General features: G+C 65.3%; 9 protein-coding genes. 1 reads left to right on the top strand and 8 read right to left on the bottom strand.

Annotation, left to right across the window (positions count from 1 at the left end; translation table 11 throughout):
- Positions 1-54 precede the first annotated feature (54 nt).
- From QO010_RS13065 to rpsL, 6 genes are all read right to left on the bottom strand, one after another.
- Positions 55-2,052, bottom strand: coding sequence for a TonB-dependent receptor plug domain-containing protein (locus QO010_RS13065; RefSeq protein ID WP_307349777.1), 1,998 nt, complete (start codon positions 2,050-2,052; stop codon positions 55-57).
- A 26-nt stretch (positions 2,053-2,078) separates the two neighbouring features.
- Complete coding sequence (locus QO010_RS13060) at positions 2,079-2,609, bottom strand: hypothetical protein (RefSeq protein WP_307349776.1); 531 nt, start codon at positions 2,607-2,609, stop codon at positions 2,079-2,081.
- A 318-nt stretch (positions 2,610-2,927) separates the two neighbouring features.
- Positions 2,928-4,118, bottom strand: coding sequence for an elongation factor Tu (gene tuf / locus QO010_RS13055; RefSeq protein ID WP_307349774.1), 1,191 nt, complete (start codon positions 4,116-4,118; stop codon positions 2,928-2,930).
- 48 nt (positions 4,119-4,166) lie between these two features.
- Complete coding sequence (gene fusA / locus QO010_RS13050; RefSeq protein ID WP_307349772.1) at positions 4,167-6,245, bottom strand: elongation factor G; 2,079 nt, start codon at positions 6,243-6,245, stop codon at positions 4,167-4,169.
- Between the two features lie 124 nt (positions 6,246-6,369).
- Positions 6,370-6,843 carry a 30S ribosomal protein S7 gene (gene rpsG, locus QO010_RS13045; RefSeq protein ID WP_307349771.1) on the bottom strand — a complete coding sequence of 158 codons (474 nt, stop codon included), beginning with the start codon at positions 6,841-6,843 and terminating at the stop codon, positions 6,370-6,372.
- Positions 6,844-6,854: 11 nt separating this feature from the next.
- Positions 6,855-7,226 carry a 30S ribosomal protein S12 gene (gene rpsL, locus QO010_RS13040; protein WP_307349770.1) on the bottom strand — a complete coding sequence of 124 codons (372 nt, stop codon included), beginning with the start codon at positions 7,224-7,226 and terminating at the stop codon, positions 6,855-6,857.
- 399 nt (positions 7,227-7,625) lie between these two features.
- On the opposite strand from rpsL, the gene QO010_RS13035 reads away from it, so the two are divergent.
- On the top strand, positions 7,626-8,228 hold the full coding sequence (locus tag QO010_RS13035; protein ID WP_307349769.1) for a hypothetical protein: 603 nt from the start codon (positions 7,626-7,628) through the stop codon (positions 8,226-8,228).
- A gap of 85 nt (positions 8,229-8,313) precedes the next feature.
- On the opposite strand, the gene rpoC is transcribed toward QO010_RS13035, so the two are convergent.
- Positions 8,314-12,492: a DNA-directed RNA polymerase subunit beta' gene (gene rpoC, locus QO010_RS13030; protein WP_307349768.1), complete on the bottom strand. Its 4,179-nt coding sequence runs from the start codon at positions 12,490-12,492 to the stop codon at positions 8,314-8,316.
- Between the two features lie 92 nt (positions 12,493-12,584).
- Entirely contained in the window at positions 12,585-16,655 is a 4,071-nt protein-coding gene (rpoB, locus tag QO010_RS13025) for a DNA-directed RNA polymerase subunit beta (RefSeq protein ID WP_307349766.1), read from the bottom strand.
- Between the last annotated feature and the right edge of the window lie 266 nt (positions 16,656-16,921).

Below are 16,921 nucleotides of genomic sequence, written 5' to 3'. Positions count from 1 at the left end.
TTGTCTCCAAAAGGCGCCGGCCCCGCGGGGTTCCCGCGAGGCCGGCTCTCTTACCTACCAGGACTTGCTTAGCGAAACCTGGACGCGGCGCTCGGCTTCGAGCCCGCGGGTCTGTTCCTGACGCTCCTTGAGCAGGTTCTGGCCGCTCAGGGCCAGGGCCAGGCCGTTATCCCACCGGTAGCCAAGACGGGCGGACAGCGAGGCGTAGGCCTTGACCGGCTCGAGGGTGACCGCGGCCATGCTGTAAAATTTGAATTCGCTGACATAGTGCAGGTTGGCGTCGGCTTCCCAGGGCCCCTTGGTCCAGTCCAGGCCGATATTGCCCCGGAACTTGGGCGTCGTGGACTGGAAGGCCACATACTTCTTGGTGACGTTGACCCCCGCAAACGGGCTGTCCTTGACGTCGGTATAGGTGGTGTCGGCGCGCCAGTTGAAGCCGGGCAGGAAGCTCCCCGAGGCGGTCAGTTCGAGGCCCTTCATCTTGGAGTCGGACGCGTTGATATAATAGATGGCGGCGTTGTGAGTGGCCGTGGGCGGCAGAACCAGGCCCGAGGTGTCGGTGCCGCTCTTGATATCCTTCCAGTCCTGTTCGAACAGACGGACCCCGATCTTGGCCGCCGAGAACTGGCGGTCATAGGCCAGCTCGTAGTTGCTGACGATCGAGGGCTTGAGGTTGGGATTGCCCATGATGTCGATGGTGAAGCCAGGGAACGGCGTGCTGGCCAGCTGAACGCCGCCCAGTTCGATCAGGCTGGGGGTCTGCACGCCTTGGGCGTAGGACAGCCGGAAGGTGTCATTGGCCGTCGGGCGCCAGGCGGCCGTGAGGTTGACGCTGGGCTTGGTGATGGTGCGGTCCCAGTTGCTGTTGTCGTCGAGCGGGATGCGGTTGGGGAAGGTTCCCTCGCGCTTCAGCTTCAGGCTGTCGACCCGCAGGGCCGCGGTGGTGGTCAGTTGCTCGGTGATCGCCCAGTTCCACATGCCCGACGCCGAGTAGACGTCATAGCTGACCTCGCCGCCGGTTAGCGGCGCCGTGTTCAGGGTGTTGTGGCGATATTCGGCGCCGAGGCGGATGGTGTTGTCGGCGCCGATCTTGAACAGATCCTGGGCGCTGAACACGGTGATTGTGTTGTTCCACAGCGCGAACGGGTATTTGGCGGTCAGGCCGTTCTGATAGCCCTGGACCTGGATGAGCCCGAAGTCGGTGTCGGCCGTCAGGGTCGCCTTGATCGAGGTCGTGATCATCTTGTCGGTGGTGTAGGTGTTGACCGCCAGGCCGTCCTGGTGGGAGCTCGACCAGGACCCTTCGACGCGCAGGTCGGTCTTGGGGTTCAGCTGAGCGACAACATCGATGGCCGCCTGAACCGTGTTGGGATCGGTAACGTCCGAGGCCAGCGGCAACGGGCCGGTGCGGGCCCATTCGTCCTGCTGCCGCGAGCCGCCCGACACCCGGGCCGAGATCGCCTCGCCCAGCTTGAAGGTGGTGGCCAGCGAATAGTCACGGAAACCGTGGTCGCCGACCCGCACGCTGGCGACGTCGAGGTCGTCGAACTTGGGATTGAAGGTGATGATGTTGATCACGCCCGACACGGCGTTGAAGCCGAACAGGGCGCTGTTGGGGCCCTTGACCACTTCGATCTGGCGGATTTCCGACAGCTGCACCGGCAGGGTCTGCCAAATGGTCAGGCCATAGTGGTCGAGATAGACTTGGCGGCCGTTGATCAGCACCAGCAGGCGGGGCGAGGAGATCTGGTCGTAGCCGCGGACATTGACGTCCGACTGGCCGACCGAGAAGTTGAGGACGTCGATGCCGGCGACCCGCTGCAGGATGCCGGGGATGCTGGTTTCGCCGGAGCGGCGGATTTCGTCCTGCGAGATGATCTGCATGTCGGCCGGGGCTTCGGTCGAGCGCTGCGGCGAGCCCGTGGCGCTGGTGGTGACCGGCTCGTCGAACAGCTGCTGGAGCGAGCCGTAGTCGACCGACTGAGCCTGGGCCGCGGAGGCGGCGAGGGCGAGACCGGCGGCGACGCCGGCCATCAGGATTTGCTTGTTCATGGAGTTTCCTTTGCCGCTGGGCGGGCTTAAATTTCGCGGATCATCATGCGGAAGGCGGCCTTGAAGGCGACGCCGACGGCGGCGGCCGTGGCCCGGTTGACGACGATGTCGACCTTGGGGTCGGTGGCCACGCTCATCACACAGGCGCCGGAGGCGGCGCAGGCCGGGTCCGAGCCGATGGTGATCAGCTTGCGGGCCTTGGCCGCCCCGCCCACCGCGGCGTAGTTGACGCCGGAGGTGACATAGAGGGCCGCCACGCCGCTGGCGCCGCCCACGGCGGAGACCTCGATCGGCTTGCCGGTGAGCTTGAGCGAGCCGGCCGCGTAGCCGCCGCCCAGAGCCGCCATGATGGCGTTCTTCTCAGCCACCGAGCCCGGCTTGGACGGGTCAAAGACCACGCCCAGCACCGCCGAGCCGCTCGGGCCGTTTTCCAGGAAGGTCAAGGCGCGGCCGGCAACCGCCAGGTTCTTGGCCGGATCGGCATGGCTGGCCAAGGGGAAGGCCATGACCAGTGACATCGTCAATGCCGTGATGAGTTGCTTCTTGCGATTGCGCATTCGCCAGTTCCTTCGCCCCAACGCGGGCTTAACGAGGCGATATCTGGTCCCAATTCGAGAATGTGGAGTTAATGTGGCATTCTATAGTTTAATATTGCCAATATGTCGCACGTCCGGCGCAATACTCAATCCGGGTATGGCGGCTTTATACCTAGGTTCTGGCTCTTATAATTTAGGGATAACGTCGTTATATTTATCCGATTCTGCCAGAATGTCGCACCATTATGGGTAGCCGCGCCCAACGCCCGGAGCCGGCCCAGCAAAAAGCCCCGGAGGTTTCCCTCCGGGGCTCTCTGCAGATCAGCGGGGTGAAGAACCCTACTTGATGATCTTGGCCACGACGCCGGCGCCGACGGTGCGGCCGCCTTCGCGGATGGCGAAGCGCAGGCCCTGGTCCATGGCGATCGGGGTGATCAGCTCGACGTTCAGCTCGGCGTTGTCGCCGGGCATGATCATCTCGACACCTTCCTTCAGGTGGATGATGCCGGTCACGTCCGTGGTGCGGAAGTAGAACTGCGGACGGTAGTTGGTGAAGAACGGGGTGTGACGGCCGCCCTCTTCCTTGGTCAGGATGTAGGCCTCGGCGGTGAACTCGGTGTGCGGGGTGATCGAACCCGGCTTGCAGAGCACCTGGCCGCGTTCGACGTCTTCACGCTTGGTGCCGCGCAGCAGCACGCCGACGTTGTCGCCGGCTTGCCCTTGGTCCAGCAGCTTGCGGAACATTTCCACGCCCGTGCAGACCGTCTTCTGGACGGGGCGGATGCCGACGATCTCGACTTCCTCGCCGACCTTGACGATGCCCTTTTCGACCCGGCCCGTGACCACGGTGCCGCGGCCCGAGATCGAGAAGACGTCTTCCACCGGCATCAGGAACGGCATGTCCAGCGGACGTTCCGGCTGCGGGATGTAGGCGTCGACCTGGGTCATCAGCTCCAGGATCGAGTCTTCGCCGATCTTGGCGTCGCCGCCGTCGATGGCCACCTTGGCCGAACCCTTGACGATCGGGATGTCGTCGCCCGGGAAGTTGTAGCTCGACAGCAGCTCGCGCACTTCCATCTCGACCAGTTCCAGCAGCTCCTCGTCGTCGACCAGGTCTACCTTGTTCATGTAGACCACCAGGGCCGGCACGCCGACCTGGCGGGCCAGCAGGATGTGCTCGCGGGTCTGCGGCATGGGGCCGTCGGCGGCCGACACCACCAGGATCGCGCCGTCCATCTGAGCGGCGCCGGTGATCATGTTCTTCACATAGTCGGCGTGCCCGGGGCAGTCGACGTGGGCGTAGTGACGGTTCTGCGTCTCATACTCCACGTGCGCGGTGTTGATGGTGATCCCGCGCGCCTTCTCCTCCGGCGCCGCGTCGATGTCCTCATACTTCTTCGCCGTCGCACCACCCGACTTGGCCAGGATCATGGTGATCGCCGCCGTCAGCGTCGTCTTGCCATGGTCAACGTGACCGATCGTGCCGATGTTGCAATGCGGCTTGGTGCGTTCGAATTTTTCCTTGGCCATTTTCTCTAGCTCCAGCCCCAGCGGGGCGTCTTTGTCTGGGGTGAGGGTTTAAGCGTACTTCTTGATGACTTCGTCGGCGACGTGTTGCGGCACCGGTTCGTAGTGGTCGTAGGTCATGGTGAACTGGGCGCGCCCTTGGGACATGCCGCGCAGGTTGCTCACATAGCCGAACATGTTGGCCAGCGGCACCATGGCGGTGACCACCTGGGCGTTGCCGCGGGTTTCCGAGCCCTGGATCTGGCCACGGCGGCTGTTCAGGTCGCCGATGACGTCGCCCATATACTCGTCGGGGGTGACGACCTCGACCTTCATGATCGGCTCGAGCAGCTTGGGCGAACCCTTTTCGCGGAGTTCGCGGAAGGCGGCGCGGCCGGCGATTTCGAAGGCCAGGACCGAGGAGTCGACGTCGTGGTAGCCGCCGTCATACAGCGTCGCCTTGAAGTCGATGACCGGGAAGCCGGCCAGCAGGCCGTTGTCCTTGGCCGACTCGATGCCCTTCTGGACGCCGGGGATGAATTCCTTGGGCACGTTGCCGCCGACGACCTTGGACTCGAACACGAAGCCCGTGCCCTGCTCGCCCGGCTCGAAGATGATCTTGACGCGGGCGAACTGGCCCGTGCCGCCGGTCTGCTTCTTGTGGGTGTAGTCGATGTCGGCCTTGCGGCCCAGGCTCTCGCGGTAGGCCACCTGCGGCGCGCCGATGTTGGCCTCGACCTTGTAGGTGCGCTTGAGGATGTCGACCTTGATGTCCAGGTGCAGCTCGCCCATGCCCTTCATGATCGTCTGGCCCGACTCCTGGTCGGTGAAGACGGTGAAGGAGGGGTCTTCGGCGACCATCTTGGCCAGGGCGACGCCCAGCTTTTCCTGGTCGGCCTTGGACTTGGGCTCGATGGCGATCTCGATGACGGGGTCCGGGAACTCCATGCGCTCCAGGATGACCGGCGACTTGTTGGGATCGCACAGGGTGTCGCCCGTGCGGGTGTCCTTCAGGCCGGCCAGGGCGACGATGTCGCCGGCATAGGCTTCCTTGATGTCTTCGCGGTTGTTGGAGTGCATCAGCAGCATGCGGCCGACCCGCTCGCGCTTGTCGCGCGTCGAGTTCAGCAGGTTCATGCCGGTTTCCAGCTTGCCGGAATAGATGCGGCAGAAGGTCAGCGAGCCGACGAAGGGGTCGTCCATGATCTTGAAGGCCAGGACCGACAGCGGCTCGTCGTCCGAGGCGTTGCGCACGACTTCTTCTTCGGTGCGGAAGTCGATGCCCTTGGTCGGCGGGATGTCCAGGGGCGAGGGCAGATAGTCGACGACGGCGTCGAGCAGGGGCTGCACGCCCTTGTTCTTGAAGGCCGAGCCGGCCAGGATCGGATAGAAGGCGCCGGTCAGCACGGCCTTGCGGATGCACTTCTTGATCACCGCTTCCGAGGGCTCTTCGCCGCCCAGATAGGCTTCCATCGCCTCGTCATCGAGCTCGACGGCGTTCTCGATCATGTAGTGGCGAGCTTCCTCGCACTTGGCCTTCATGTCGGCCGGGATTTCTTCGTCGTGGTAGTTGGCGCCCAGGCCTTCGCTGTCCCAGACGATGGCCTTCATGCGGACCAGGTCGACGACGCCCTTCAGGGCGGCTTCCGAACCGATCGGGATCTGGATCGGCACGGCCTTGACGCCCAGGCGGTCGCGGATGGTAGTCAGGCACATGTCGAAGTCGGCGCCGGTCTTGTCCATCTTGTTGACGAACACGATGCGCGGGACGTTGTACTTGTCGGCCTGGCGCCAGACGGTTTCGGTCTGCGGCTCGACGCCCTGGTTGCCGTCCAGCACGGCGACCGCGCCGTCCAGCACGCGCAGGCTGCGCTCGACTTCGATGGTGAAGTCCACGTGCCCGGGGGTGTCGATGATGTTCAGCCGGTGACCGTTCCAGAAGGCGGTCGTGGCGGCGGAGGTGATGGTGATGCCACGCTCCTGCTCCTGGTCCATCCAGTCCATGGTGGCCGCGCCGTCATGGACTTCACCGATCTTATGGCTCTTGCCGGTGTAGTACAGAATCCGCTCGGTCGTCGTGGTCTTGCCCGCATCGATGTGGGCCATGATGCCGAAGTTGCGGTAGTCGGAGAGAGGATGGACGCGGGGCATAGGATTGCTCGGCTTTCGGACGGATCAGATCGGGACAGGCTTAGGTCTAAAAGCGTCCCCCAAATGCGCGGCGCGGGCGGTTTGGATCAAACCGCCCGCGCCTTGATCTGGAAGGCGCCGGCTTTTACCAGCGGTAGTGGGAGAAGGCGCGGTTCGCTTCGGCCATCTTGTGGGTGTCTTCGCGCTTCTTGACCGCGGTGCCGCGGTTGTTGGAGGCGTCGAGCAGCTCACCGGCCAGCTTTTCGGTCATGGTGTTCTCACCACGCTTGCGCGCGGCGGTCACCAGCCAGCGGATGGCCAGGGCCTTGCGGCGGTCCGGACGGACTTCGACGGGCACCTGGTAGGTGGCGCCGCCGACCCGGCGGGAACGGACTTCGATGGCGGGGGCGACGTTTTCCAGGGCCGAGTGGAAGGTTTCCAGGGGGCCCTGGTCCTTGCGCTTGTCACCCAGGATGTCGAAGGCGCCGTAGAGAATGTTCTCGGCGACGGCCTTCTTGCCCTCGTACATCACGTAATTCATGAACTTGGTCACGACCAGATCCCCGAACTTGGGGTCGGGCAGGACTTGACGCTTCTCTGCGCGGCGGCGGCGGGACATTCAGATATTCCTTACTTCGGGCGCTTGGCGCCGTAGAGCGAACGGCGCTGCTTGCGGTCCTTGACACCCTGGGTGTCGAGAACGCCGCGCAGGATGTGGTAGCGGACGCCGGGAAGGTCCTTCACGCGGCCCCCGCGGATCAGCACCACCGAGTGCTCCTGCAGGTTATGGCCTTCGCCGGGAATGTAGCACACGGCTTCGATGCCGCTGGTCAGACGGACCTTGGCGACCTTACGCAGCGCCGAGTTCGGCTTCTTCGGGGTCGTCGTGTAGACGCGGGTGCAGACGCCACGGCGCTGGGGGCAGCCCTTCAGGGCGGGCACCTTGTTGCGGGTGGGCTTGGGCCGGCGCGGCTTGCGGATGAGCTGGTTGACTGTGGGCATTCTTCTCTGTGCTCGGTGGAGACGTGTGCCTTTCGGCCGAAGCGTCTCAGGGTCCTTGTTGTGTTCGTTCTTCGACTTAGCGAGGTCCCGTCTGAACGCGAAAACTCGCCGGCTCGCGTCTTGGAGCGTTCCGGCGGGCCTGCCCGTCTTGTGGCGGGACATCGGTCCATCGGGGCAGAGGAATTAACCCGGCCTCGAAAAGAGGGCGCTAGATACTCGCGAGGGGGCCCAAGGTCAAGGGCGCGGGGCCCCCTAAACCCCCTATCCCACTGGTGGTGCGGCAAGAAACCCCCTCGCCGCCGCGCCGCAGACACGATTTGGCCCCGACCGGCCCGGACTCTGGGGGCCATGGCGGGATGGGCAGGCATCAGGACGGCGTTGAATCGCCATCGGCGGGGCGTGATCGTCGCCCTGTCGGCGCTCGGCCACCTGGCGCTCTTCGCCCTGGTCGGCCTGCAGGTTCCGCAGCTGCGCCAGATGATTCTGCCGCCCCAGCAGACGATGGAGCTGGACCTGGTGGAGCGGCCGCGCACCGCGCCGCCGACCTCGGCCGCCAAGCCCGTCCCGGTCCAGCCCCGCCCCACACCCGCTCCGCCCAGGGGCGTGGCCACCCTGCCCCTGCCGCCCGCCCCGGCGGCCCCGCGCGGCGGCGCCAGTATCGGCTCGGGCTATGCCGCAGTCCCCGCCCCGCCCGGCCCCGATCTCGACCTGAAGAAGGCCTTGCGCGGCTTCACCCCCGGCTGCCGCGACCGCGACGCCGTGGGCCTGACCCGCCGCGAGCGCGAGGCCTGCGACGAGCGGCTGGGCCGCGGCTCGCAGACCGCAACCTTCATCCCCGCCCCGATGGACCCCGCCAAGCGCGCCGGCTACGACGCCCAGGCGGCCAAGGACGAGGCCTATCGGCGCTACAAGCAGGGCAACATGCCGCCCGGGGTGACGCCGGGCAACGACCCGGGGAAGAACACCGGGCTTGGGGACGATTACGCGGGGGTGCGGCGCTAACGGCTCAGGTGGCGGCCGCCGCACCGGAAATGAAAACGGCCCGGGTTTGACCCCGGGCCGTTCCAACTTCTCAGGCGATCAGCCTTTAGCCTTCGACCGTCTCGGCGATTTCCACCGGGAGCGGCTCCATGGCCTCTTCGCGGGAGGCCGAGAGGGCCTCGTCGCGCTTGGCGGCGATCTTCTGCATGGTCCGGAGATAAGCGCCGGTGCCCGCCGGGATGAGCCGGCCGACGATGACGTTTTCCTTCAGGCCTTCCAGCGTATCGACCTTGCCGTGCACCGAGGCGTCGGTCAGCACCCGGGTCGTCTCCTGGAAGGAGGCGGCCGAGATGAAGCTGCGGGTCTGCAGCGAGGCCTTGGTGATGCCCAGCAGGACCGGCTGGGTGACCGCCGGACGGCCGCCGCGGGCGGTGGCCTTGGCGTCCTCGATGTCGAACTCGCTCTTGTCGAGGTGGTCGCCCTTGATCAGGCCGGTGTCGCCGGGCTCGACGATCTCGACCTTCTGCAGCATCTGCCGGACGATGACCTCGATGTGCTTGTCGTTGATCGGCACGCCCTGGAGTCGGTAGACCTCCTGGATTTCGTTGACCAGGAAGTTGGCCAGCTCCTCGATGCCCAGGATGCGCAGGATGTCGTGCGGGTCCGGGTTGCCGTCGATGATGTACTCGCCCTTGTGGATGACGTCGCCGTCGTGGACGGCGATGTGCTTGCCCTTGGGGATCAGGAACTCGACCGCGTCGCCACCGTCTTCCGGGGTGATCTTGATGCGGCGCTTGTTCTTGTAGTCCTTGCCGAACTCCACCCGGCCGTCCATCTCGGCGATGACCGCGCAGTCCTTCGGCCGGCGGGCCTCGAACAGTTCGGCCACGCGCGGCAGACCGCCGGTGATGTCGCGGGTCTTGGCGCTTTCGGTCGGGATACGGGCGATGACCTCGCCCGGCTTGACCTCGTCGCCGTCGCCCACCGACAGAACCGCGGCCACCGGCAGCAGGTAGCGGGCTTCACCGCCGGACGCGATGCGCTTGTAGGCGCCGTCGGCGTCGAGCACGGCCAGGGCCGGACGCAGGTCCGAACCGCGGGCCGAGGCGCGCCAGTCGGCGATCACCCGGTTGGCGATGCCGGTGGCTTCGTCGGTCTCTTCACGCACCGAGATGCCGTCCACCAGGTCCTCGGCGCGGATCTTGCCGGCGACTTCGGTGATGATCGGGGTGGTGTAGGGGTCCCATTCGGCCAGGCGCTCGCCGCGCTTGACCTTGCCGCCGTCCTTGACCTTCAGCTTGGCGCCGTAGGGCGGCTTGTAGGACTCGCGGTCCTTGCCGTCGACCTGGACCGAGATGACCAGGTTGCGGCTCATGACGACGAATTCGCCCTTGGAGTCCTGCACGGTCGAGCCGCCGACGATCTTGATCACGCCGTCGTTGGTGGCTTCGAAGAAGGACTGCTCGGCCACCTGGGCGGTGCCGCCGATGTGGAAGGTCCGCATGGTCAGCTGGGTGCCGGGCTCGCCGATCGACTGGGCGGCGATGACGCCCACCGCTTCGCCGATGTTCACCGCGGTGCCCCGCGCCAGGTCGCGGCCGTAGCAGGCGCCGCAGACGCCGACCTTGGCTTCGCAGGTCAGGACCGAGCGGACCTTGACCGACTGGACGCTGGCGGCCTCGACGACCTCGATCAGGTCCTCGACCATATAGGTGTCGGCCGGGAAGATGATCTCGCCGGTGCCCGGGTCCTTGATGGCCTCGGCCGTGTAGCGGCCCAGGATGCGGTTGCCCAGGCTGACCAGCACGTCGCCGCCCTCGACCACGGCCCGCAGGGTGATGCCCCGGGTGGTGCCGCAGTCTTCCTCGGTGATGATGCTGTCCTGGGCCACGTCGACGAGACGACGGGTCAGGTAGCCGGAGTTGGCCGTCTTCAGCGCCGTGTCCGCCAGGCCCTTACGGGCGCCGTGGGTGGAGTTGAAGTATTCCTGAACGGTCAGGCCTTCCTTGAAGTTCGAGATGATCGGCGTCTCGATGATCTCGCCGGACGGCTTGGCCATCAGGCCGCGCATGCCGCCCAGCTGCTTCATCTGGGCCTGCGAGCCCCGGGCGCCGGAGTGGGCCATCATGAAGATCGAGTTGATCTCCAGTTCGCGCCCGTCCGCCCCGACCTTGGGAGTCGAGATTTCGCTCATCATGGCGTCGGCGACCAGGTCGGTGGACTTGGCCCAGGCGTCGACGACCTTGTTGTACTTCTCGCCCTTGGTGATCAGGCCGTCCGCGTACTGCTGCTCGTATTCTTCCACGAGCTTGCGGGTGTCGGCGACGATGGTCTTCTTCGATTCCGGGATGATGATGTCATCCTTGCCGAAGGAGATGCCGGCCTTGGCCGCTTCCTTGAAGCCCAGGCCCATGATCTGGTCGGCGAAGATGACCGTCGCCTTCTGGCCGCAGTGGCGATAGACCACGTCGATCAGGTTGCCGATCTCCTTCTTGGTCAGCGCCTTGGCGATCAGCCGGTGGCCGATGGCCGGGTGCTGGGGCAGCAGGGCGGCGATCTTCATCCGGCCAGGGGTGGTTTCGATCAGGCTGCGCACCACGGTGCCGTCGGCGTTGCTTTCGCTGAACCGGGCTTTGATCTTGGAGTGCAGGGTGACGACCTTGGCGTCGAGCGCCGCTTCGATCTCGCCCAGATCCGAGAAGATCTTGCCTTCGCCCGGCTCGTTCTCACGCGATTGCGAGAGGTAGTAGAGGCCGAGCACGATGTCCTGCGAGGGCACGATGATCGGGCGGCCGTTGGCGGGGCTGAGGATGTTGTTGGTCGACATCATCAAGACGCGCGCTTCCAGCTGGGCCTCGAGGCTCAGCGGGACGTGCACGGCCATCTGGTCGCCGTCGAAGTCGGCGTTGAAGGCGGCGCAGACCAGCGGGTGCAGCTGGATGGCCTTGCCCTCGATCAGCTTGGGCTCGAACGCCTGGATGCCCAGGCGGTGAAGGGTCGGGGCCCGGTTCAGCATGACCGGGTGCTCGCGGATCACCTCTTCGAGGATATCCCAGACCTGCGGCTGCTCGCGCTCGACCATCCGCTTGGACTGCTTGACGGTGCCCGACAGGCCCTTGGCGTCCAGCCGCGCGTAGATGAACGGCTTGAACAGCTCCAGCGCCATCTTCTTGGGCAGGCCGCACTCATGCAGCTTCAGTTCGGGACCGACCACGATGACCGAACGACCCGAATAGTCGACGCGCTTGCCCAGCAGGTTCTGGCGGAACCGGCCCTGCTTGCCCTTCAGCATGTCGGCCAGCGACTTGAGGGGCCGCTTGTTGGCGCCGGTAATGACCCGGCCGCGACGGCCGTTGTCGAACAGGGCGTCGACGGCTTCCTGTAGCATCCGCTTTTCGTTGCGGATGATGATGTCGGGGGCGCGCAGCTCGATCAGGCGCTTGAGACGGTTGTTGCGGTTGATGACCCGGCGATAGAGGTCGTTCAGGTCGGAGGTGGCGAAACGGCCGCCGTCCAGGGGCACCAGCGGACGCAGTTCCGGCGGGATGACCGGGACCACGGTGAGGATCATCCATTCCGGCTTGTTGCCGGATTCCATGAAGGCCTCGATGATCTTCAGGCGCTTGGACGCCTTCTTCTGCTTGATCTCGGACGGGGTGCCGCCCAGCTCTTCGCGCAGCTTTTCGGCTTCGGCCGGCAGGTCGATGGCCTTGAGCAGGTTGAAGATGGCTTCGGCGCCGATCTCGGCGGTGAAGCTGTCATCGCCGAAGTCGTCCTGGAAGCGCATGAATTCGTCTTCGGACAGCAGCTGATTGACCTTCAGCGCCGTCAGACCGGGTTCGGTGACGATGTAGTGCTCGAAATAGAGGACCCGCTCGATGTCCTTCAGCGGCATGTCCAGCATCATGGCGATGCGGCTGGGCAGCGACTTCAGGAACCAGATGTGGGCGACCGGGCTGGCCAGTTCGATATGGCCCATCCGCTCGCGCCGGACGCGGGCCAGGGTGACCTCGACGCCGCACTTTTCGCAGATGATGCCCTTGTACTTCATGCGCTTGTACTTGCCGCACAGGCATTCGTAGTCCTTGGTCGGGCCAAAGATACGGGCGCAGAACAGGCCATCGCGCTCCGGCTTGAAGGTCCGGTAGTTGATGGTCTCGGGCTTCTTGATCTCGCCGAACGACCAGGACCGGATCTTTTCCGGGCTGGCGAGGGCGATACGGATCTGGTCGAAGGTCGGAGCGGCCTGGACCGGATTGAAGATGTTCAGGACTTCCTGGTTCATCGGTAGCCTCAGTGCGGGATGACCCGCTTAAAAATTCAGTTTGATCGGGTGGAGAACTCCGGGTGGCGATCACGCCACCCGGTGGGTTCCGATCAGCTGTTCTCGAGCTCGACGTTCAGGCCCAGGGAACGCATTTCCTTGACCAGCACGTTGAAGCTTTCCGGGATGCCCGCCTCGAAGGTGTCGTCGCCACGGACGATCGACTCGTAGACCTTGGTCCGGCCCGCCACGTCGTCCGACTTCACCGTCAGCATTTCCTGCAGGGTGTAGGCGGCGCCGTAGGCTTCGAGCGCCCACACTTCCATTTCCCCGAAGCGCTGGCCGCCGAACTGGGCCTTGCCGCCCAGCGGCTGCTGGGTGACCAGGCTGTAGGGGCCGATCGAGCGGGCGTGGATCTTGTCATCCACCAGGTGGTGCAGCTTCAGCATGTAGATGTAGCCGACCGTGACCGGACGCTTGAACTGCTCGCCCGACTGGCCGTCGAACAGGATCGACTGGCCCGATCGGTTGAGCCCGGCCGATTCCAGCAGGTCCTCGATATCGCCGATATGGGCGCCGTCGAAGACCGGGGTCGCGAAGGGCACGCCCTTGGAGAGGTTCCTGGCCAGTTCGACCAGGTCCTCGTCCGAGTCCGGCAGCTCCTGTTCGGGGCCGTAGATCTCGGTCAGGCGCTTGACCAGCTCGGCGCGTTGACCGCCGTGCTGCCAGGCGTCCAGCAGGGCCGCGATCTGCTTGCCGAGACCGGCGGCGGCCCAGCCCAGGTGGGTTTCGAAGATCTGGCCGACGTTCATGCGCGAGGGCACGCCCAGCGGGTTCAGCACCACGTCGACGGCGGTGCCGTCTTCCAGGTGCGGCATGTCTTCGATCGGCAGGATCTTGGAGATGACCCCCTTGTTGCCGTGACGGCCGGCCATCTTGTCGCCGGGCTGCAGCTTGCGCTTCACCGCCACGAAGACCTTGACCATCTTCATGACGCCCGGAGGCAGTTCATCGCCGCGTTGCAGCTTGTCGACCTTGTCCTCGAAACGACGGTCGAGACGCTTGCGGGCCTCGTCGAACTGGCGGCGCATGGCCTCCAGCTCGCCCATGGCCTTCTCGTCTTCCAGGGCGACCTGCCACCAGAGACCCGGCGCGATCTCTTCCAGCTTCTCGGCGCTGACCTCGCCGCGGCCCAGGCCCTTGGGACCCGAGACGGCGACCTTGCCGACGATCAGGTCGCGCAGGCGGGCGGTCATGTTGCGGTTCAGGATGGCGAACTCGTCGTCGCGGTCCTTGCCCAGGCGGTCGATTTCGGCGCGCTCGATGGCCAGGGCCCGTTCGTCTTTATCGACGCCATGCCGGTTGAACACCCGAACCTCGACCACCGTGCCGGCGACGCCCGGGGGCAGGCGCAGGCTGGTGTCGCGCACGTCGGAAGCCTTCTCGCCGAAGATGGCGCGCAACAGCTTCTCTTCCGGGGTCATGGGGCTTTCGCCCTTCGGCGTCACCTTGCCGACCAGGATGTCGCCCGGCAGGACCTCGGCGCCGATGGCCACGATGCCCGCCTCGTCGAGGTTGCGCAGGGCTTCCTCGCCGACATTGGGGATGTCGCGGGTGATTTCTTCCGGACCCAGCTTGGTGTCGCGGGCCATGACTTCGAATTCCTCGAGGTGGATCGAGGTGAAGACGTCATCGCGCACGATCCGCTCGGAGATCAGGATCGAGTCTTCGAAGTTGTAGCCATTCCAGGGCATGAAGGCGACCAGGGCGTTGCGGCCCAGGGCCAGTTCGCCCAGCTCGGTCGAGGGACCGTCGGCGATGATGTCGCCGGCGACGATCTTGTCCTTCACCCGCACCAGCGGACGCTGGTTGATGCAGGTGTTCTGGTTGGAGCGCTGGAACTTCGAGAGGCGGTAGATATCGACGCCCGGCTTGGTGGGGTCGGTCTCTTCCGTGGCGCGGATGACGATCCGGGTGCCGTCGATCTGCTCGACGATGCCGGAGCGGCGGGCGACGACGACAGCGCCGGAATCCCGGGCCACCACGTCTTCCATGCCGGTCCCGACCAGCGGGGCGTCGGACTGCACCAGCGGCACGGCCTGACGCTGCATGTTCGAGCCCATCAGGGCGCGGTTGGCGTCATCGTTTTCCAGGAAGGGGATCAGGGCCGCGGCCACCGAGACCACCTGCTTGGGGCTGACGTCCATCAGGTCGACGGCTTCACGCTGCAGCAGGGTCGGTTCGCCGTTGATCCGGCCGGGGACCAGATCGTCGGCGATCATGCCGTTTTCCATGCGGATGTTGGCCTGGGCGATGACGTGCTTGGCCTCTTCCATCGCCGACATGTAGACGACTTCGTCCTGCGGCTTGCCGTCGGTGACCCGGCGGTAGGGGCTCTCGATGAAGCCGTACTTGTTGACGCGGGCGTGGGTCGCCAGGCTGTTGATCAGGCCGATGTTCGGGCCTTCCGGCGTCTCGATCGGGCAGATCCGGCCGTAGTGGGTCGGGTGCACGTCGCGGACTTCGAAGCCGGCGCGCTCGCGGGTCAGACCGCCCGGGCCAAGCGCCGAGAGGCGGCGCTTGTGGGTGATTTCCGACAGCGGGTTGGTCTGGTCCATGAACTGCGACAGCTGCGAGGAGCCGAAGAACTCCCGCACCGCGGCCGCGGCCGGCTTGGCGTTGATCAGGTCGTGCGGCATCACGGTGTCGATGTCGACGCTCGACATGCGCTCCTTGATGGCGCGTTCCATGCGCAGCAGGCCGACGCGGTACTGGTTTTCCAGCAGCTCGCCCACCGAACGGACCCGGCGGTTGCCCAGGTTGTCGATGTCGTCGATTTCGCCGCGGCCGTCGCGCAGGCCGACCAGGACCTTCAGCACGGCCAGGACGTCTTCCTTGCGCAGGACCCGGACCTCGTCGTCGGTTTCCTGCTCCAGGCGCATGTTCATCTTCACGCGGCCGACCGAAGAGAGGTCGTAGCGCTCGGAATCGAAGAACAGCGACTTGAACATCGCCTCGGCGGCTTCCACCGTCGGCGGCTCGCCCGGACGCATGACGCGGTAGATGTCGAACAGGGCGTCCTCGCGGACGGCGTTCTTGTCGACGCGCAGGGTGTTGCGCATGTAGGCGCCAACCGTGACGTGGTCGATGTCCAGCACGTCGATGGTGGTGAAGCCCTTTTCTTCCAGGGCCTGGATCGAGGTGGCGTCCAGCTCGTCGCCGGCCTCGGCGTAGATCTCGCCGGTCTCGAAGTTGACTTCGTCACGGGCGAGGTAGCGGCCGATCAGGGCTTCGGGCGACAGCAGCAGGGTCTTCAGACCGCCGTCAGCCAGCTTCTTGGCGGCGCGGGCGCTGATCTTGGCGCCGGCCGGGGCCACTTCTTCGCCGGTGTCGGCGTCGATGAGGGCGAACTCCGGCTTCACGCCGCGCCAGCGTTCGGGCTTGTAGGGCGTGGCCCAGCCGCCGGGACGCTTTTCGAAGGGAACGACGTCGTAGAAGGTGGTGAGGATCTCTTCCCCATCCATGCCCAGGCCGTAGAGGAAGGTGGTGGCGGGCAGCTTACGGCGGCGGTCGATACGGACGTAGACGATGTCCTTGGCGTCGAACTCGAAGTCCAGCCACGAGCCGCGGTAGGGAATGACGCGGGCGGCGAACAGCAGCTTGCCCGACGAGTGGGTCTTGCCCTTGTCGTGGTCGAAGAACACGCCGGGCGAACGGTGCATCTGCGAGACGATCACCCGCTCGGTGCCGTTGACGATGAAGGTGCCCTTGTCCGTCATGAGCGGGATGTCGCCCATGTAGACGTCCTGCTCCTTGATGTCCTTGACCGACTTGGCGCCGGTCTCTTCTTCCATCTCGAACACGATCAGGCGCAGCTTGACCTTCAGCGGCGCCGCATAGGTCATGTCGCGCTGGATGCATTCCTCGACGTCGTATTTGGGATCTTCGAACTCGTAGGACACGTATTCGAGCACGGCGCGCTCGTTGAAGTCCTTGATCGGGAAGACGGACTTGAAGACCGCCTCGATGCCCTCGTCACGGCGCGACCCGGCGCGGACTTCGCGCTGCAGGAACTGCTCGTAGGAGGACCGCTGAACCTCGATCAGGTTCGGCATCTGCACGGCTTCGAGGATGCGGCCGAACGACTTGCGGATCCGCTTCTTGCCGGTGAAGGATTGCGCCATGTTTTTCCCTGTGGCGCACGGGAGTCCCCGCGCGCAGTTTGTCTTCGCGTCCACCCTCGGTGATGAGAATCACCGGACGCTGACATCACCCCTGGCGTTCAGGGGCCGCCCCTTCGCACGAGCCCCAGGGTGGGGGGTCGGCCATCGGGCGTTACGCGCGCGAAATTGCGTCTCAATCGAACAGAATTTTCGCGAGAGGGGCGAGATAAGGCTTATCGCCTGAAAAGGGAAGAGGGTTCGGCCGATTTTTTTGGGGCGAAATCGTG

The organism is Caulobacter ginsengisoli, from assembly GCF_030814835.1.
Lineage (GTDB): Bacteria > Pseudomonadota > Alphaproteobacteria > Caulobacterales > Caulobacteraceae > Caulobacter > Caulobacter ginsengisoli.
Note: the sequence above shows the minus strand (reverse complement) of the source record. Positions and strands in the feature narration are given on the sequence as shown.